The following is an 18,624-nucleotide window of genomic DNA, read 5'->3' as shown; positions in this document are numbered from 1 at the left end:
ATTGAGCAGAATGATTATTATGTCGCCTATAACTACGCAGTATAAGCCGGTCCGGCTGGCTGCTATCGGGGCTTATCGGCCGACGACTTTTTCGGCCTCCTCGACCGGGGTATGGCGAACATCCTCGCCTTCCACCATGTAGATCACGTTCTCCGCGATATTACAGGCGTGGTCACCCACCCGTTCCAGCGCCCGGAGCACCCACATGACCGCCATGCAGCGGGAGATATTGCGGGTGTCTTCCATCATGAACGTCAGCAGGGTGCGGGCCGCGGCCTGGTATTCCTCGTCCACCCGCTTGTCTTCCTTCATGATGCGCAGGGCCTGCTCGGCATCCAGTCGGGAAAAGGCGTCCAGCGCATCGTGCAGCATGGCGGTTACATGGTTGGCGATATGACGCACTTCCACATAGCCCCGTGGCGCCTGGCCTTCCTCCGCCAGGGTCAGGGCGAACTTGGCAATTTTCTTGGCCTCATCTCCCACCCGCTCCAGGTCGGCGACCATCTTGATGACCGAGATGACAAAGCGCAGGTCCCGGGCGGCGGGCTGGCGCCGGGCGATCAGGCGGGTAGCCTCCTCGTCCAGGTCCATTTCCATCCTGTCCACCACCTTGTCCCGGGCGCGGATCTCGTCGGCGGCGTGGCCGTCGCCATCGATCAAGGCATTGACCGCGTCGGTGGTCTGCTGCTCAACCAGGCCGCCCATTTTGAGGAAGTCGTTCTTCAGGCTGGACAGGTCATCGTTGAACTGATGGGAGATATGATCCCCATACATGTTTTCTTTACTTGTAGGCATTCTGTGCTCCTGGATTCGTGACCTGCAATCAGCCGAAACGTCCGGTGATATAGGATTCGGTAAGTTCGTGTTCCGGCGCTGTGAAAACCTTGTTGGTTTCATTGACCTCCACCAGGTGCCCCAGGTGGAAATAGGCGGTGCGGTGGGAAACCCGCGCCGCCTGCTGCATGGAGTGGGTCACGATAACGATAGTATAGCTCTCGGACATTTCGGCGATGAGCTCCTCGACCTTCGCAGTGGCGATGGGGTCCAGGGCCGAACAGGGCTCGTCCATCAGGATCACCTCAGGGCTCACCGCAATGGCCCGGGCAATACACAGCCGCTGCTGCTGACCGCCGGACATGCCGGTGGCAGTGGCATCCAGCCGGTCTTTCGCCTCTTCCCACAGTCCCGCCTTGCGCAGACTGTTTTCAACGATGTCGTCCAGGTCTGACTTCCGATTGGCCAGGCCGTGGATGCGGGGGCCATAGGCCACGTTGTCGTAGATGGACTTGGGGAAGGGATTGGGCTTCTGGAACACCATGCCCACCCGTGCCCGGAGCTCGACCACATCCCGCTTCGGGTCGTAGATGTTCTCGTCGTCCAGGTGCAGGTCACCCTTAACCCGGCAGATGTCGATGCTGTCATTCATCCGGTTCAGGCAGCGCAGGAACGTGGACTTGCCGCAGCCGGACGGGCCGATAAAGGCAATGACCTCGTTGCGGGCAATGTCCAGGCTAATGTTCTTGATGGCACGGTCCTGGCCATAGAACACCTCGACGTTGCGCAGTTTGAACTTGGGGTCATCCGCAAAGGGCGTCCCCACGGTGGCACCTTCCTGGATGATGGTTTCTGCGGGCCGTTCTTCCTGAACCGGTACCGGGGTTTCATCAGGCATTGCGGCCTCTTTGGTTACGGTTGTGTTCATCGTATTCATGGAAACTCTCCTCACCACCGGCGTTCAAGACGCTTGCGCATCCAGATCGCCAGCGCATTCATACTGATCAGGAAGGCCAGCAGAACCATGATGGCCGCTGACGCACGTTCAATAAAGGCCAGCTCCGGGCTGCCTGCCCACAGGAACACCTGCACCGGCAAGACCGTGGCGGAATCCAGGAAACCTCCGGGCACGTCCACGATGAAGGCCACCATGCCAATCAGCAGCAGGGGTGCCGTCTCACCCAGGGCCTGGGCCATGCCGATAATGGAGCCGGTGAGCATACCCGGCAGCGCCAGGGGTAGCACATGGTGCAATACCACCTGCATCTTGGACGCACCGATGCCTTCAGCCGCTTCGCGGATAGAGGGGGGCACGCTCTTGATGGCGGCACGGCTGGAAATAATGATGGTGGGCAGGGTCATCAGGGTCAGCACCAGGCCACCCACCACCGGCACGGAACGTGGCATACCAAACAGATTGATGAACACTGCCAGGCCCAGCAGACCGAAGATAATCGACGGCACCGCCGCCAGGTTGTTGATATTTACCTCGATAAAATCGGTGAGCTTGTTCTGGGGAGCAAACTCTTCCAGGTAAATAGCGGCCGCAACGCCGATGGGAAACGACAGCACCAAAGTCACCGCCATGGTCAGTAACGAGCCAACGATGGCCCCCAGGATGCCGGCCCGGGACGGATCCCGGGAGTCGCCCCGGCTGAAGAAGACGTCGTTGAAGGAAGTATCCACTACGCCCTTCTCAACCAACTGATCCACCCATTCCCTTTGTTGCTGGTTGAGCTTGATGGAGTAGTTGTCGTCGCCGGCGTGTTTCACATACACATCGACATTGGTATGGGACAGCAACTCCATGGTCTGGGTGGTTCCCAGCAGGTCCGGATACTCCTTGAGCGCATCCCGCAACTGGTTGGACGCGTAGGGGTTGAGCAGGTCGCGGACGGCGTCACGGTCAGACTCGCCGGCCCCGGGAATTTCCCGCATCAGTGCCTGGATCAGAGGTTCAACGAAGTCTGCCATCTTCATCTGGCGCTCATCGCTGGCGTCATCCAGGTACATCATCTCACCGTCGATATCCACGTCCATGGTGATGGTGGTCTTGATAAACGCTGAGTGGCCCTTGCCGATAATGTCGGCGAAGAGCACCACCAGCGCCGACAAGGCGATGGCGATGGCGATGATGCCATAGGCCCGGAAACGTCGCTCCTTGCGGTACCGGCGCTTCAGGGACTGGCGGACAATCTCCGCCTGTTTGCTTTGATCACTCATACTGTTCCCGATATTTGCGGACAATGTGAAGGGCGAGCACGTTCAGGGCCAGGGTCGCCAGGAAGAGCATGGCACCCAGGGCAAACGCGGCCAGGGTCTTGGCGCTGTCGAATTCCTGGTCACCGGTGAGCAGCGTCACGATCTGGACCGTCACGGTGGTCACCGACTCCAGCGGGTTGGCGGTCAGGTTGGCCGCCAGGCCCGCAGCCATGACCACGATCATGGTCTCACCAATGGCCCGTGAAACCGCCAGCAAGATACCGCCCATAATCCCGGGCAATGCCGCCGGGAAAATCACCTTCTTCATGGTTTCGGACTGGGTCGCACCCAGGGCCAGGGAGCCATCCCGCAGGGTCTGGGGTACCGCGTTGATCACGTCATCGGACAAGGAGGACACGAACGGGATAATCATGATACCCATGACGCCACCGGCAGCCAGGGCACTCTGGGACGAGGCATCAATACCGAGTGACGCTGCAAAGTTGCTGATAAAGGGCGCTACGGTGAGGGCCGCAAAGAAGCCATAAACCACGGTAGGGATACCCGCCAGCAATTCCAGCAGGGGTTTGACGATACCCCGCACACGACGGCTGGCGTATTCTGAAAGGTAGATCGCCGACAGCAGTCCCACCGGCACTGCCACCAGCATGGCGATGGCCGAGATCAGCAGGGTACCGGTGAACAGCGGAACCATGCCGAAGGCACCCTCGGCCGCCACCTGGTCGGCCCGCAAGGCCGTCTGGGGGCTCCACTGGGTGCCAAAGAAAAACTCGACAAAGGAAATCTTGCCGAAGAAGCGAATGGTTTCGAAAGCGACGGAAAAGATAATCCCCAGCGTGGTCAGAATCGCCAGGGCGGCACAGGCGAAGAAGATCCACTTCAGGGTCTTTTCCACCTGGGCCCGGGCATTCAGGCGCGGCTGGATGCGTATCCAGCCCAGGAAGCCGGCCAGCACGGCCACCGCAACCACCAGCGCTGTCATATACCAGCGGCTCTGGGCACGGAGGGCCGTGAGACGCTCGGCGGCCTCGACGATCGGTGGCTCTGCAAACCCCGGCGGCAGTGCACCACTGGCAACGTTACTGATCTTGCTCAGCAACAGGCTGGCGGCCCCTTCCGAGTCGGGAATCATTTCCGCCGGCAGTGAGCCCACCACCAGCAACTGGATGACCTTGCCCTGAAAGGCTGCCCAGAGCCCGAGTACAATCAGTGCCGGTATACCGCACCAGAGTGCTGCCCGGGCGCCATAGTAAAAAGGCAGGGATTTTAGGTGACGGATGCCGCCCAGGGGCGTGGCCAGTGACCGGGACCGGGCATAGCCCAGCACATAGGCCACCAGGGCAAGTACAATCGTCACGAGGAAAAGGTTGGCCGCTTGCATGCAATTTCCTGTCAGAGAGACTTCAGGGCCAGCAGACACCCAGTCACGGGCGCCGATTCATACTGACCTTCCACATACGCCAAAGGGCGCGGCCCTCCTGGACCGCACCCTTTGACCGTTCCGGCGCTCTGCCGGCGCTTACATCAGCTCATCCTTGCTCAGGTTGGGCAGATTCTCCGCCTTGTCCTGCAGATCCATCAGTGCATCACGGGGCGGCACGATCAGGCCGACTGTTTTCAGGTAGCCGTTCGGGCCCATGGCGCCAACACCCGTAAACTCGGCAGCGTACTCCTTGATACCCGGAACCACGCCAACGTGTGCTTTCTTCACGTAGAAGAACAGGGAGCGGGCAACCGGGTAATCATCAGCTGCGATCGCCTCGGCGGTCGGCACCTTACCATTGAGGGTGGCGGCCTGCAGGCGATCAGAGTTCTCCTCCAGGAAGCTGTAGCCGAATACGCCATACATGCTGTCGTCGTCGATCAGCTTCTGAACGATCAGGTTGTCATTCTCACCCGCTTCGATGAAGGCACCGTCTTCACGAATGCTCTGGCAAACGGATTCCATCTGGTCTTCGTCCATGTCGGCAACCGCCGGCAGGTCTTCACAGCCGCCCTGCAGGGCCAACTCGTTGAAAGAGTCACGGGTACCGGAGGTGGGCGGAGGCCCCATTACACGAATGGCCACGTTCGGCAGGCTGGCGTCGATGTCACTCCACTTCTCGTAAGGGTTCGGAACCAGCTTGCTCTCGTCGTCCGGGGAGGGAACTTCCTTGCCCAGGGCCAGGAACAGCTGTTCAAGGGTGAGTTCCAGGTTGTCCGCGTCCCTGGAGCTGGCAATCACGATACCGTCGGAACCAATGCGGAACTCGGTGATGTCTTCAACGCCGTTGCTCTGGCACAGGTCAAACTCGGACGGCTTCATGCGACGGGAAGCGTTGGTGATATCCGGGTGCTGGGTGCCGATACCCTGACAGAACAGCTTGAGACCACCGCCGGAGCCGGTGGACTCAAGCTTCGGGGTCGGAAAATCTGTGTTGGAACCAAAACGCTCGGCAACCACGGTTGCGAACGGATATACGGTTGAGGAACCGACAATGCTGATGGTGTCCCGGGCCATGGCCGGGGTGGACAGGGCGGCAATGCTGCCTGCCACGGCGACACTGGCAATAGCTGTCTTCAGTTTCATCACGTTGAGTCTCCATCGGGTTATTGGCTTCGGGTTATCCGATGGTTGGCAGATTACGGTGAGTCTATGACAAGTTTGTTACACTCGCAGAAATAATTTCCACTTATCGGTCGATTTCACTTGCACGCGTATCTGTGATGAATACCATGCTCACCAATTAATCAGACCTAATAACAACACAGGTAGCGCTTAATGACCGACTATGACGACGACAGGCCCAAACCCCGCGGCGAGCTGATGATCCAGCTGGTCCCCCTGCCCGCGGACACCAACGCCAACGGCGATGTCTATGCCGGCTGGCTGGTACAGCAAATGGACACCGCCGCCGGAACCCTGGCTGGCCGCATCTCCCAGGGCCGTAACGCCACCGTAGCCATGGACCGCATGGAATTCCTCTCTCCCCTGCGCATCGGTGCCCAGGTGGGTTGTTACTGTGAACTGGTGGATATCGGCCGCAGTTCCATGAAGATTCATGTGGAAGTCTGGACCCGTGACCGCAACAACAAGCCGCCCCGCAAGGTGACCGAGGGCCTGTTCGTCTACGTGGCCATTGACGAGAACGGCCGCATTCGCGAAGTACCGGAACAATAACCGTTTGTTCCCGTCCGGCTCCCGTTAGCGTTGACAGCGACCCGGGGGCCGGGAAAGTCACTACCCCGCCTCCTTCCCTTAATAGAGAAAAAGACCTGTCGTCACCCTGACCGGCTGTCATAAAAATATCATCGGTTATCTATAGGTTCGGAACTGCATTTTCCGAAACCAGAAGGATACCTGTGATGAAAAAGCTCAAGCTGCTGGCCTGTATCTCCCTGCTGCTGCCTGTGGCAGCCAATGCTGAATTCAAGCTGGATGACCGTTACCAGGACAAGGACGGTGACCTGATCGCCGATATTCCCGCTGATGCCTCACAGCAGGTGGATCCCTCTACCCTGATCTTTGCCTACACGCCCGTGGAGGATCCGGCCGTCTACCGGGAAGTCTGGTCCGAGTTCCTTGATCACCTCGCGGAGACCACCGGCAAGAAGGTGCAGTTCTTCCCGGTTCAGTCCAACGCCGCCCAGATCGAGGCGATGCGCGCCGGTCGCCTGCACATTGCCGGCTTCAATACCGGTTCCAACCCGCTGGCAGTCGCCTGCGCCGGTCTGCGACCGTTCACCATGATGGCTGCGGAAGACGGCTCGTTCGGCTATGAAATGGAAATCATCACCTACCCGGATTCCGGTATTGAGGATGTGGAGGATATTCGCGGCAAGGAACTGGCCTTCACTTCCCAGACGTCCAACTCCGGTTTCAAGGCGCCGTCCGCCATCCTCAAGGCTGACTACAACATGGTCGCCGGCGAAGACTTCGAGCCGGTATTTTCCGGTAAGCACGATAACTCGATCCTGGGCGTCGCCAACCAGGATTACCCGGCCGCAGCCATCGCCAACTCTGTACTTAACCGGATGCTGAGCCGGGACGTGGTCAGCGACGACCAGATCGTCTCCCTCTACAAGTCCCAGACCTTTCCCACCACCGGTTACGGCATCGCCCACAACCTGAAGCCGGAACTGCAGGAAGCCATCCAGGAAGCCTTCTTCTCCTTTGAATGGGAAGGTACCGCGCTGGAAGAGGAGTTCTCCAAGTCCGGTGAAGCGCAGTTCGTGCCGATTACCTTCCAGGAGCACTGGGAAGTGATTCGCAAGATCGACGCCGCCAACGGCGTTGCCTACAACTGCCAATAAGCGGTGAGCCCTTTACGTGCTTGAACTTGATCGTCTGTCCAAAACCTACGCCACCGGCGACACCGCCCTGAGCCAGGTCAGCTTCGAAGTACCGGCTGGCCAGGTAGTGGGGCTGATCGGCCCCTCGGGGGCCGGCAAATCCACCCTGATCCGGTGCATCAACCGGCTGGTGGAGCCTTCCGGCGGTAAGGTCATCCTGTCCGGCACCAACCTGGTGACGCTACGGGGCAATGCCCTGCGACGCGCCCGGCGCCGGATCGGCATGATCTTCCAGGAATATGCCCTGGTGGAGCGCCTTACGGTAATGGAAAACGTGCTGTCCGGTCGGCTCGGTTACGTGCCGGCCTGGCGGTCGTTTCTGCGCCGTTACTCGCCCGAAGACGTGGCCAAGGCTTTCTCGCTGCTGGAGCAGGTGGGGCTGTCCGACCATTTCAACAAGCGGGCAGACGCCCTCTCCGGGGGCCAGCGCCAACGGGTCGGCATCGCCCGGGCCCTGGAGCAGGACCCGGAGTTGTTGCTGGTGGATGAACCCACGGCCTCCCTGGACCCCAAGACTTCCCGCCAGATCATGCGCCTGATTGGCAGCGCCTGCCGGAAGCGCAACCTGCCGGCCATCATCAATATCCATGACGTGCTGCTGGCCCAGCAGTTCACCGACCGGATTATCGGCCTGAAAGCCGGCGAAGTGGTCTTCGACGGCAAACCGGAGGCCCTCACTGACCAGGTACTCACCCGCATCTATGGGGATGAGGACTGGACCCGCATGCGCGGGGAAGAGAACGCCGGGGAGGAGTCACAGCCACCCACCGTAGACCTGGCAGAGGGGCTGTAGATGGCAGTACAGAGCTATCCCGGTCGCTGGAAGCGGCCACCGGTACTATTGACCAATCCGTTCTGGCGCCGGGCAATCTACACCGGTGCCCTGGTCTACCTGGTGCTGGCACTGCAAAGCGTGGAGATCGACTGGCAACGGGTTTGGCTGGGGCTGGACCGGGGCTGGAAGTTCATCGAGGGCTTCCTGGTCCCGGACTTCACCACCCGCTGGCGGGATATCCGTGAGGGACTGGTGGAAAGCCTGACCATGACCCTGACCTCCACCGTTGCCGGCATCCTGGTATCGGTGCCCATTGGTATCGGTGCCGCCCGTAACCTGGCTCCCGCCCCGATCTATCTGGTATGCCGGAGCATTATCACCCTGTCCCGTTCCTTCCAGGAAGTGATCATCGCCATCCTGCTGGTGGCCATGTTCGGATTCGGTCCCTTTGCCGGCTTCCTGACCCTGTCGTTCGCCACCATCGGCTTCCTGTCCAAGTTACTGGCGGAAGACATTGAAGAGTGTGACCGCAGTCAGATCGAGGCCATTCGCGCTACCGGCGCCGGCTGGTGGCAGGTGGTGAACTACGCCGTCCAGCCCCAGGTAATGCCACGCCTGGTGGGGCTGTCCCTGTACCGGCTGGACATCAACTTCCGGGAATCCGCGGTCATCGGCATTGTGGGCGCCGGCGGTATCGGCGCTACCCTCAATACGGCCATCGACCGCTACGAGTATGACTCCGCCGGCGCCATCCTGATCATCATCATCGCCATTGTGCTGGTGGTGGAGTATTCCTCATCCTGGATTCGCAGGTGGGTACAATGACAAGCACCTCCGCACCTGTCTGGCACTACCGCACACCGAAGCAGACACTGCTGCGATGGCTGGGCTGGTTTTCGCTGGTGGCGCTGACGGTGTTCAGCTGGCAACTCATGAACGAGAACACCATCTGGGCCTTTGTCAGCGACGCACCGGAGCAGGCCGCCGACATTGGCGATCGGATGTTCCCGCCAGCCTGGGGCTACACCGGCCAGCTCTGGCAACCCCTGTGGGACACCATCAACATCGCGACCCTGGGCACCCTGCTCGGCGTCCTGTTTGCCGTTCCCGTGGCCTTCCTGGCGGCCAGCAACACCACACCCAGCACCCGCTTTGTGCGACCACTGGCACTGCTGGTTATCGTGGCGTCCCGTTCCATCAACTCGCTGATCTGGGCCTTGCTGCTGGTTGCCATCATCGGTCCGGGGCTGCTCGCCGGTATCATTGCCATCGGCCTGCGCTCCATCGGCTTTGTCGCCAAGCTGCTCTATGAGGCCATCGAGGAGATCGATACCAGCCAGGTGGAGGCGGTGCGCGCCACCGGCGCCAGCGGGGCCCAGGTGATCGACTACGCCATTGTGCCGCAGATACTGCCCGCCTTCTGGGGCATCAGCGTGTTCCGCTGGGACATCAATATCCGTGAATCCACCATCCTGGGGCTGGTGGGCGCCGGGGGCCTGGGCATCCAGCTCAATGCGTCACTGGCGACCCTGGCCTGGAACCAGGTGGCGATGATCTTCGTGGTGATCCTGTTCACCGTGGTGGTGTCGGAATGGGTTTCCGCGAAGGTACGACAGGCGGTAATCTGACCTTATGGAAGACACGCACCCGACCGCCTTTGCCGGGGTAACCCCTGACCCGGCCTGGGCCTTTGACCAGTACCAGCGCCTGCGGCACCAGCTTCCCCGGCCTGACTACAATCCAGGCCCAAGCCAGGCCATACCCTCACTGGAGCCGCTGCAGGAGCGGTTTGACGCCTTTGTGTTTGATGCCTTCGGCGTACTCAATACCGGCATGGCGGTTATCCCCGGGGCGGTGGAAAGGCTTGCCAGCCTGCAGGCCAGCGGCAAGTCGGTACTGGTGCTGTCCAACGCGGCCACCGCCAGCCAGGCAGCACTGACTGCGAAGTATCAGGCGATGGGCTTCGACCTGGCCGAGCACCAGGTCATTTCCAGCCGCTGGCTACTGGAGGATTCCCTGGGCCGAGAGCCACGGAATGGACTCTGGGGAGTGATTGCACCACCCACGTCCGACAGCCAGACCCTACCCGGCATTCATCAGCACCCTGTCAGACCGGGTATCACGGACCTGGAGCTGGATGCCTGTGACGGTTTTATCTTTCTCAGTAGTGAAGACTGGAACGAGGTTCTCCACGAGCAACTCACCGCCAGCCTGAAGCGACGGCCTCGCCCGCTGGAGGTTGCCAACCCTGACCTGGTGGCTCCCCGCGGCGATTGCCTGACCCTGGAACCCGGTTTCTTTGCCCACAGACTGCGTGAAGACACCGGCGTCAGCCCGCAGTTCTTCGGCAAACCCTACGCCCCTGCCTTTGCGGCAGCGCTGACGCGCCTGGCCGGCATTCCAGCCCACCGGATACTGATGGTGGGCGACACCCTGCACACGGACATCCTGGGTGCCCGCGCGGCCGGCATGGCCACCCTGCTGGTGAGTAGCCACGGTTCGCTCGCGGGCATGGACCTGGACAGCTGCATCCGACAGTCCGGTATTGCACCGGACTTCATCACTCCCTCGATCTGAATGGACAACGTCTGTGCCTGACAGCTCCCCGCGCACCGGATGTCCGCAAAGGCCAGCAGACAGTCCCTATGTCCCGTCGGCCGATTCCGGGTTCAACGCTGAGTCAACTTTCACCTGAAGTTCATCCGGATACAGCAGGACCTCGATGCGACGGTTCATGCGCCGGCTGGCGTCATTGGTTTCCTCAACCAGCGGGCGGGTATCGGCGTACCCCACCGCCTGCATGCGTTCAGCGGCGATGCCCGTGTCCCGGAGTACCCTTACCGCCGAGGCCGCCCGGGAAGCTGAAAGCTCCCAGTTCGTGGGGTAGCGGAACTGAAGCCGGCGGGAGATGGGACGGCTGTCACTGTGACCCTGGACACTGATCGTGTGATCGGGAAAGCTTTCAAGGGCGTTGGCCAGCAGTTGCAGCGTTTGCCGCCCGGACTCACCAATGCGGGCGGAGCCGGAATCAAACACGATTTTCTCCGGCAGTTTGATGACCGTGGTGCCGTCTTCCAGGCGTGACACCAGCGTCTGCTTTTCATTGCTCAGCGCCTGCAGGCGAGCCTGGAGGTCGTTCATGGCGGATTGTTCACGCTGCAACCGGGCTTCAAGTTCCGCGATGGTTTCGCTGGCATTTTGGCTCCGGACCTGCTGCAAGGCCAGCTGTTCCCGTGCCTGACGGTATTGCTCTGCGACCGATTGGCGTTCGGCAGCCACTTCATCCAGGGCGGCTTTCCGTTGCTCTACCTGGCCTCGGGTCTGATCCAGTTCGGCACGGGCGGTTTCCAACGTATCCTCAAGTTCATCAGCCTGGGCCCGGGCCCTGGTCTGTTCTTCCCTGGCGGTAGCCAATGAGGCTTCCAGATCCTGGCGGCGTGCCGTCAACTCTGCAACCTGTTCCTGACTGTGGGCAAGCTGTTCACCACGGTCGCTGGCCAGTGTCTCAGCAACTGCCAGATCCTTCTTCAGTGTTTCAATACGACGCTCCAGGTCGATGATCTGCTGCCGGGCCCCGGTCAGATTTCGCCGGGTATCATTCAGCTCCGTTTCCAGCTGATCGGCGCTGGTGGTTCGCTGTTCAAGACGTTCCTGAGCCCTGAGCAACTGCTGACGCAGGCGCTCCTGTTCGGCCTGCAAGTCAGCGAGTGCCTGCTGCCCTTGCCTCGCCCCTGCCAGGGTTTCCTCATAGGCGCTGGTCATCTGTGACAGCTCGTCGTTGAGGGACCAGTAAAAATAGGCTCCGGCCCCGGCTATCAGCACCAGCAAGATCATCAGTGCCGTGGTCACCCAGCCTCGTTGCGCCATAGGATGTCCTCTTGGTGATAAAGCATTAACCATAGTTCATGTTGTCGCTATGATCGAGTGACGGCGCCAATGGTCCGCCGCCCGGGAAAACGCTCCAGGCTGACCACTCCGAATCCCTGTTAACGACGTATCCATCAAGGGGGTCAATGATCCTGCAATGGGAATCGACACTTACAGAGCGACTCTGCAATACGGCAGCGCTCTGCACAGGCAACTGACAGGAGGCTGTTTGAGACCCGGAACACGGCAAGGCACTGTGCACGACCATCCTAACAATGCGGCAGGTCAATCCTACAGCTGGCGGAGCATACTCGCGCTGGCGTTGAAGCATAAGCCGCGGCTTGTCCGTGCCAATGTGCTGGCCATCCTGGCAACAGCGGTCAGTGTACCGATTCCGCTATTGCTGCCAGTGCTGGTGGATGAGGTATTGCTGGACGAGGCTGGGCCGGTCTTGCCCTTCCTGCAGCTGGTGCTGCCAGAGACGTGGCATCAGCCGACGGTTTACATTGGTGCCATGGTGCTGGCGGCGTTTCTGCTCAGAGTCCTCGCGCTGGGGTTTAACGTCTTGCAATCCCGGGAGTTTTCGAAGATTTCCAAGGACGTGGTGTTTCGTATCCGGTCACGGTTGCTGGGACGCTTGCAACGGATCGCCATGTCGGAATATGAGACCCGGGGTTCTGGCGGTATCACTAGCCACTTTATTACCGACCTGGATACCATCGACCAGTTTCTGGGAACCACCATCAGTCGGTTCATTGTTGCCAGCCTGACCGTTATGGGTACCGCGTCGGTCCTGTTGTGGGTGCACTGGCAGCTGGGACTATTGATTCTGCTTTTTAACCCCCTGGTGATCTTCGCCACCATGCTGATCAGCAAGCGGGTGAAGGAACTCAAGCGTCGGGAGAACAGCGCCTACGAGGATTTCCAGGGTGACCTGACGGAAACCCTGGACGCGATCCACCAGCTCCGGGCCGCTAACCGAGAGCAACATTACCTGCACCAGTTGGTCCATCGGGCCCGTGCGGTTCGTGACCACGCCATCCGCTTCGAGTGGCGCAGTGATGCCGCTACCCGGGCCAGTTTTGCCCTTTTCCAGTTCGGGGTAGATGCGTTTCGTGCAGCTGCGATGGTGACTGTACTGTTCAGCGACCTGAGCATTGGTATGATGTTCGCCATCTTTGGCTACCTCTGGTTCATGCTGACGCCGGTCCAGGAAATGCTCAATATGCAGTATGCCTGGTTTGCAGCGAATGCAGCCCTTGGCAGGGTCAATCGCTTACTGGAACTGGAAGAGGAACCGCGCTATCCGGCGTTGGAAAACCCTTTCAGGGGCAAGCACACAGTCGGTCTATCGCTGAAGAATATTCATTTCAGCTACGGTGACGAGCAGGTACTCAAAGGCATCGACCTTGACCTGGCACCCGGAGAGAAAGTTGCCCTGGTGGGCGCCAGTGGCGGCGGCAAATCCACCCTGGTACAAATCATTCTGGGCATGTACACCCCGCGGAAGGGGGAGATACGGATTAACGGGGTACCGGTTCAGCGGATCGGGCTCCCCTGCCTTCGCGAGCACATCGCCACCGTTCTGCAGCACCCGGCGCTGTTCAATGACACCGTTCGCCAGAACCTCACACTGGGTCGCCACAGATCGGACGGGCAACTCTGGGAAGCCTTGCGCATTGCCCAGCTTGACCGGACCATCGAGGCAATGCCGGATCGGCTGGACACCGTGATCGGCCGCCAGGGCGTTCGGCTATCCGGCGGCCAGCGTCAGAGACTGGCGATCGCACGGATGGTGCTTGCCGATCCGGCGGTGGTGATCCTGGACGAAGCAACCTCGGCCCTGGATGCAGAGACGGAGTTTCAGCTCCACCGGGATCTCGAAGCCTTTCTGAGCAAACGGACCACCCTGATCATCGCCCACCGGCTCAGCGCCGTGAAGCAGGCCGATCGGGCCTGTGTGTTTGACGATGGGCGGATTATCGAAGAAGGCCAGCACGCTGACCTGATCGACAAAGACGGCCTTTATGCGCAGCTTTACGGCAACATTCAGGCCTGACCCCTCAGGTCACCAGGGCAGTTCCTCGCCATTGCTGTGCCAGAAGGAGCCCGTATTTTCCAGGTCCAGCCTGGCAATGCGTTCTGCCAGGCCACGGGCGGATTCCTCCGGGCTTATCAGGCCGCCGAAGTTGACCATGCGGGTCTTCACATAGCCCGGGTGCAACTGGGCCACGGCGATACCCTTCGGCTTGAGGTCCATCGCCAGGGACTTGCCGAAGGCATTCAGGGCGGCTTTCGAGGCACGGTAACCGTAACGACCACCGGAATCGTTGTCGGCAATGGAGCCCATGCGGCTGGTGATATTGGCGATCTTGCCCCCTTCCGGGATCTGCGGCACCAGGGCTTGTGCCACCCGCAACGGCGCGTAGGCATTGATCTCCATCTGCGTACGAATGGAGTCAAAGTCGATGCTACCCAGCTGCTCATCCTGCAGCAGGCCGGCATTATTGATCAGCAGGCGGATGGATTTGCCCGCCAGGCCCGCCTTCAGTTTTTCAATGCCAGCATCGGTGGTGACATCCACGCCGTCGATGACCTGCGCGGCTACGTCGACCAGGTCGTCAGAGGACTGGCGACAAACGCCGATCACCTCGCAACCTTCCTGCGCATAGTGTCGGGCCAGCTCCAGACCGATGCCACGGTTGGCACCGGTAATCACAACCACGTCAGATTCAGCCATTAGACCTCCTCAGGGTTCCGATAAGTTGGTTTCGCCCATGTTCGGCCCGGGGAGCGGGAAGATCAAGGATGTGACGGTCGGCTATCCGTTCCCGGCCACTGCTACCGGGTGCCGATCGGGCAGCATCAGCGACAACAACGATGCCGTCGCCACCAGGGCAGCAGAGATCCACAGGCAGGCCTCCAGTCCCCAGGCCTGGTAGACCCAGCCTGACAGCACGGTGCCCAGCAACCGCCCGGCGGCGTTGGACATGTAATAGAAGCCCACATCCAGCGATACCCCGTCCCCCCGGGCGTAGCTGACGATCAGGTAGCTGTGCAGGGATGAATTGATGGCGAACAGGACGCCGAACAGCAGTAGCCCGCCGACCACCACAACTTGCGCTGACCAGCCCGCCATCAGCGCAGCCGCGATGCCCGCCGGAATCAGCGCCAGCAATGCAGCCCAGGCAACGGCCCCGGACTTGCCATCCGAATGGCCGGTTATCCTCGGCGCGATGGTCTGGATAAAGCCATAGCCAATGATCCAGCTGGCCATGAAACCGCCCACTTGCCAGTGGTCCCAGCCAAACACCGTGGCCATGTACACCGGTAGGGCCACCACAAACCACACGTCACGGGCACCGAACAGGAACATGCGCGCTGCCGACAGCACGTTGATGGCCCGGCTCTTGGAGAGGATCTCACGGAACTTTGGCTTTGCCTTGCTCTTGCCCAGGTCCTGCCCCAGCAGGAACAGGCTGGCCAGCCATACCAGCCCTAAAGCCACCGCCATCAGAATGACAGCCCCCTTGAAACCGGCGGCCATCAGCAGCACGCCCCCCAGGAAGAAGCCAACCCCCTTGAGAGTGTTCTTGGAGCCGGTGAGAATCGCCACCCACTTGTACAGGGTACCTTGCTGCTCGTCCGGCACCAGCAACTTGATGCCGCTTTTGGCGGACATCTTGTTCAGGTCCTTGGCGATGCCGGATAGTGCCTGCGCGGCCATTACCCAGGGCACGGTGAGCACAGCCGCCGGGACCGCCAGCATGGCGAGCGCCACAATCTGCAGGAACAGCCCGATATTCATGGTGCGGTTCAGCCCCCAGCGGGCGCCCAGGTACCCTCCCACCAGGTTGGTCACCACCCCGAAAAATTCATAGAAAATGAACAGCAGGGCAATCTCCAGGGGCGAGTAACCCAGCTGATGGAAATGCAGCACCACCAGCATCCGCAGGGCACCATCCGTCAGGGTAAAGGCCCAGTAGTTGCCGGTTATGACCAGGTACTGGCGGATAGCTGCAGTCATATCAGGCCAGGCCCACCTTGCGTGCCAGCTCTACCGTGCGGTTGGCGTAGCCCCATTCGTTGTCGTACCAGGCGTAGATTTTCACCTGGGTGCCATTGATCACCAGGGTGGAGAGTGCATCCACAATGGACGAGCGCGGGTCCGTCTTGTAGTCGATGGACACCAGCGGGCGCTCTTCGTAGCCCAGGATGTCTTTAAGGCCGACCTCGGCGGCCTCTTTCAGCAACTGATTGACGGTATCCCGGTCCGTGGGCTGATCCACCTCGAACACGCAATCCGTCAGCGACGCATTGGTGAGCGGAATACGCACCGCATGGCCGTCCAGGCGCCCCTTCAGTTCCGGGAAAATCTCGATGATGGCCGTGGCAGAGCCGGTACTGGTGGGAATCAGGGAACTGCCACAGGCCCGGGCCCGACGCAGATCCTTGTGGGGCGCGTCCAGGATGGTCTGGGTGTTGGTGAGGCTGTGAATGGTGGTGATGGATCCGTGCCGGATGCCCAGCTTCTCGTGGATCACCTTCACCACCGGCGCCAGGCAGTTGGTGGTGCAGGAGGCTGCCGTGACAATACGGTCGTTGGCCGGGTCGAAGATATCCTCATTGACCCCCATGACAATATTCTTCGCACCCGTTTCCTTTACCGGTGCAGACACCACGACCCGACTTACACCTTGGTCCAGGTAACCCTGCAATACCTCCACGGTCTTGTTGACACCACTGGCTTCGATGACCAGGTCGCAACCGGACCAGTCGGTGTCGCCAATGGCCTTGTTGCCGGTTACGCGAATGCGATGACCCTCAACCACGATCTCGTCGCCATCTGCCCGGGCCTCATGCTTCCAGATACCATGGACGCTGTCAAAGTTGAGCAGGTGCGCCAGGGTCGCCGCATCGGCCCCCGGATCATTAATGGCGACAAACTCCAGCTCCGGCCATCCCCAGGCCGCACGCAGGGCAAGCCGCCCGATGCGACCGAAACCGTTAATGCCTACCTTGATCTTGCTCATACTGTGCTCCTGGTATTTCCTGAAATCCGAAAAGACGAGAACGCTCACTCACGGGCATGACACTTCAGGGCGATTCGCCATGGCCTGCAGCCGGGCTTGCGGTGTCTGAATCAGCGCCTGGTTGGCACTGGCGGTTTCATCGAGTACCCGTACCAGCCAGCCCGGCAAGTGAGGGCTAAGGTAATAGTAGACCCACTGGCCATGACGTTCCGTCTCAACCAGGCCGGTATCGCGAAGGGTGGCCAGGTGGCGGCTGACCTTGGGCTGGGACACGTCCAGTGCTTCGGTCAGCTCACAGACGCACAGCTTTTGCTGATCCCGGATCAGCAACAATGCTGACAGGCGCAGCTCGTCCGCCAGTGCCTTGAATACAGTCACGGGGTTATAGTCGGTCGCCTTCAGGCCGGTTTCCTTCTGGTGCACCAGGGTGAACAAGCTGATGCGCTCCCGCAGTTCTTTCAGGGTCAGGGCAAACACTGCGCGCCGGTTGCTCTGGGCGGGATCGGGAAAGTCCCAGGCGATGCGCTGAGCCGGCTGGCAGACCTCACCACACTCGTTGGCGGCTTTCTCGCAAAGGGTGATCACATAGTCCCAGGGCTGATCCTGCAGACTTGCAAGCCGCTTGCTACGAAGGCCTTCGGTCGATACGCCAGCCTCTTCCAGCACCTGGAGCGCCATCGGATGAGGCGTTGCCGGATCGGTTCCGGCACTGGCTACCTCGAACCGGTCCCCGGCCATATCCCGGAGCAGGGCTTCGGCCATCAGTGAGCGTGCGCTGTTGGCGGTACAGACAAACAGGACCCGGCGCTTCATATGATCACCCATATATTCAATTTAACAGATATCTGTTTTTGTGCATAATAGGCACCACCTTATCCCGAGTAAAGGACATTTCTGTGACAACCATCGATGACCTGCCCAACATCGACCCCGAACACTTCAAGGCGCCTTCCGGCTGGGCCCTTTTTGACAGCACGCCATCGGCCCACAGGCCCAGGATTCTGCTGCTCTATGGCTCCTTGCGGGAGCGTTCCTTCAGTCGCCTGGTTGTGGAAGAGGCCGCCCGCCTGCTGGAAGCCATGGGCGCCGAGCCCCGCATCTTTAATCCACGGGGCCTGCCGCTTGCCGATGCCGAGGAAGATTCGCACCCCAAGGTTCAGGAGCTGAGGCAACTGGCGGAGTGGTCTGAGGGCATGGTGTGGTGCTCGCCGGAGCGCCACGGTGCCATGACCGGTATCATGAAAACCCAGATTGACTGGATCCCGCTCTCCATTGGGGGCATGCGGCCCACCCAGGGCAAGACCCTGGCGGTGATGCAGGTGTGCGGTGGCTCCCAGTCTTTCAACGCGGTGAATCAGTTGCGGGTACTCGGTCGCTGGATGCGCATGATCACCATCCCTAACCAGTCTTCGGTGCCAAAGGCGTTTACCGAGTTTGATGACAACGACCGGATGTTACCGTCACCCTTCTACAATCGGATTGTGGATGTAATGGAAGAGCTGGTTAAGTTCACCCTGCTGACCCGTGACCGCAGCGACTATCTCACCGACCGCTATTCCGAGCGGGTCGAGAGCGCCGACGAGGTCTCGAAGCGCGTCAACCAACGGTCCATGTGAGAGT

18 protein-coding genes are annotated in these 18,624 nt (G+C 60.4%); 8 read left to right on the top strand and 10 right to left on the bottom strand.

Annotated features, from left to right (window positions below; genetic code table 11):
- Positions 1-72 precede the first annotated feature (72 nt).
- The 5 genes from phoU to BM036_RS12985 all read right to left on the bottom strand — a co-directional run bounded on the left by phoU (position 73) and on the right by BM036_RS12985 (position 5,569).
- The gene (gene phoU, locus BM036_RS13005) at positions 73-795 is read right to left on the bottom strand and encodes a phosphate signaling complex protein PhoU (RefSeq protein ID WP_091852955.1); all 723 of its coding nucleotides are present in this window, start codon (positions 793-795) and stop codon (positions 73-75) included.
- 28 nt (positions 796-823) lie between these two features.
- Positions 824-1,711 (bottom strand): phosphate ABC transporter ATP-binding protein PstB, encoded by an 888-nt coding sequence (gene pstB / locus BM036_RS13000; RefSeq protein ID WP_091852952.1) that lies wholly within the window; start codon positions 1,709-1,711, stop codon positions 824-826.
- Positions 1,712-1,722: 11 nt separating this feature from the next.
- Positions 1,723-2,997: a phosphate ABC transporter permease PstA gene (pstA, locus tag BM036_RS12995; RefSeq protein WP_091852949.1), complete on the bottom strand. Its 1,275-nt coding sequence runs from the start codon at positions 2,995-2,997 to the stop codon at positions 1,723-1,725.
- Entirely contained in the window at positions 2,990-4,378 is a 1,389-nt protein-coding gene (gene pstC, locus BM036_RS12990) for a phosphate ABC transporter permease subunit PstC (RefSeq protein WP_091852946.1), read from the bottom strand. The genes pstA and pstC overlap by 8 nt, the downstream gene beginning before the upstream one ends.
- 138 nt (positions 4,379-4,516) lie before the next feature.
- Positions 4,517-5,569, bottom strand: a complete 1,053-nt coding sequence (locus tag BM036_RS12985; RefSeq protein ID WP_091852943.1) for a substrate-binding domain-containing protein — start codon at positions 5,567-5,569, stop codon at positions 4,517-4,519.
- A gap of 189 nt (positions 5,570-5,758) precedes the next feature.
- Between BM036_RS12985 and BM036_RS12980 the strand changes: the two genes are divergently transcribed.
- The 6 genes from BM036_RS12980 to BM036_RS12955 all read left to right on the top strand — a co-directional run bounded on the left by BM036_RS12980 (position 5,759) and on the right by BM036_RS12955 (position 10,681).
- Complete coding sequence (locus BM036_RS12980) at positions 5,759-6,157, top strand: acyl-CoA thioesterase (RefSeq protein WP_091852940.1); 399 nt, start codon at positions 5,759-5,761, stop codon at positions 6,155-6,157.
- Positions 6,158-6,342: 185 nt separating this feature from the next.
- On the top strand, positions 6,343-7,290 hold the full coding sequence (gene phnD, locus BM036_RS12975) for a phosphate/phosphite/phosphonate ABC transporter substrate-binding protein (protein WP_091852937.1): 948 nt from the start codon (positions 6,343-6,345) through the stop codon (positions 7,288-7,290).
- A 16-nt stretch (positions 7,291-7,306) separates the two neighbouring features.
- Entirely contained in the window at positions 7,307-8,122 is an 816-nt protein-coding gene (gene phnC / locus BM036_RS12970; RefSeq protein WP_091852934.1) for a phosphonate ABC transporter ATP-binding protein, read from the top strand.
- Complete coding sequence (gene phnE, locus BM036_RS12965; RefSeq protein WP_091852931.1) at positions 8,123-8,929, top strand: phosphonate ABC transporter, permease protein PhnE; 807 nt, start codon at positions 8,123-8,125, stop codon at positions 8,927-8,929. It abuts the gene before it with no gap.
- Positions 8,926-9,732, top strand: a complete 807-nt coding sequence (gene phnE / locus BM036_RS12960) for a phosphonate ABC transporter, permease protein PhnE (RefSeq protein WP_091852929.1) — start codon at positions 8,926-8,928, stop codon at positions 9,730-9,732. The genes phnE (BM036_RS12965) and phnE (BM036_RS12960) overlap by 4 nt, the downstream gene beginning before the upstream one ends.
- Before the next feature lie 4 nt (positions 9,733-9,736).
- Positions 9,737-10,681 (top strand): HAD-IIA family hydrolase, encoded by a 945-nt coding sequence (locus tag BM036_RS12955; protein WP_091852926.1) that lies wholly within the window; start codon positions 9,737-9,739, stop codon positions 10,679-10,681.
- A gap of 66 nt (positions 10,682-10,747) precedes the next feature.
- Here BM036_RS12955 and BM036_RS12950 read toward each other — a convergent pair whose 3' ends face one another.
- A complete protein-coding gene (locus BM036_RS12950) occupies positions 10,748-11,971 on the bottom strand; it encodes an OmpA family protein (protein WP_091852923.1) in 1,224 nt (407 codons plus the stop codon).
- Positions 11,972-12,227: 256 nt separating this feature from the next.
- Here BM036_RS12950 and BM036_RS12945 point away from each other — a divergent pair, with 256 nt between their 5' ends.
- Positions 12,228-14,030: an ABC transporter ATP-binding protein gene (locus tag BM036_RS12945; protein WP_245742627.1), complete on the top strand. Its 1,803-nt coding sequence runs from the start codon at positions 12,228-12,230 to the stop codon at positions 14,028-14,030.
- Positions 14,031-14,039: 9 nt separating this feature from the next.
- On the opposite strand, the gene BM036_RS12940 is transcribed toward BM036_RS12945, so the two are convergent.
- From BM036_RS12940 to BM036_RS12925, 4 genes are all read right to left on the bottom strand, one after another.
- Positions 14,040-14,711, bottom strand: coding sequence for an SDR family oxidoreductase (locus BM036_RS12940; RefSeq protein ID WP_091852917.1), 672 nt, complete (start codon positions 14,709-14,711; stop codon positions 14,040-14,042).
- 81 nt (positions 14,712-14,792) lie between these two features.
- Positions 14,793-15,998: an organoarsenical effux MFS transporter ArsJ gene (gene arsJ / locus BM036_RS12935; RefSeq protein WP_091852914.1), complete on the bottom strand. Its 1,206-nt coding sequence runs from the start codon at positions 15,996-15,998 to the stop codon at positions 14,793-14,795.
- Position 15,999: 1 nt separating this feature from the next.
- The gene (locus BM036_RS12930; protein WP_091852911.1) at positions 16,000-17,004 is read right to left on the bottom strand and encodes an ArsJ-associated glyceraldehyde-3-phosphate dehydrogenase; all 1,005 of its coding nucleotides are present in this window, start codon (positions 17,002-17,004) and stop codon (positions 16,000-16,002) included.
- A 48-nt stretch (positions 17,005-17,052) separates the two neighbouring features.
- A complete protein-coding gene (locus tag BM036_RS12925; protein ID WP_091852908.1) occupies positions 17,053-17,817 on the bottom strand; it encodes a metalloregulator ArsR/SmtB family transcription factor in 765 nt (254 codons plus the stop codon).
- 83 nt (positions 17,818-17,900) lie between these two features.
- Between BM036_RS12925 and arsH the strand changes: the two genes are divergently transcribed.
- Entirely contained in the window at positions 17,901-18,620 is a 720-nt protein-coding gene (gene arsH, locus BM036_RS12920; protein WP_425434092.1) for an arsenical resistance protein ArsH, read from the top strand.
- The last annotated feature ends 4 nt before the right edge of the window (positions 18,621-18,624 follow it).

Origin of the sequence: Marinobacter segnicrescens (genome assembly GCF_900111555.1) — a bacterium.
Classification (GTDB): Bacteria; Pseudomonadota; Gammaproteobacteria; order Pseudomonadales; family Oleiphilaceae; genus Marinobacter; species Marinobacter segnicrescens.
This window is presented reverse-complemented; position numbering and strand designations above follow the sequence as displayed.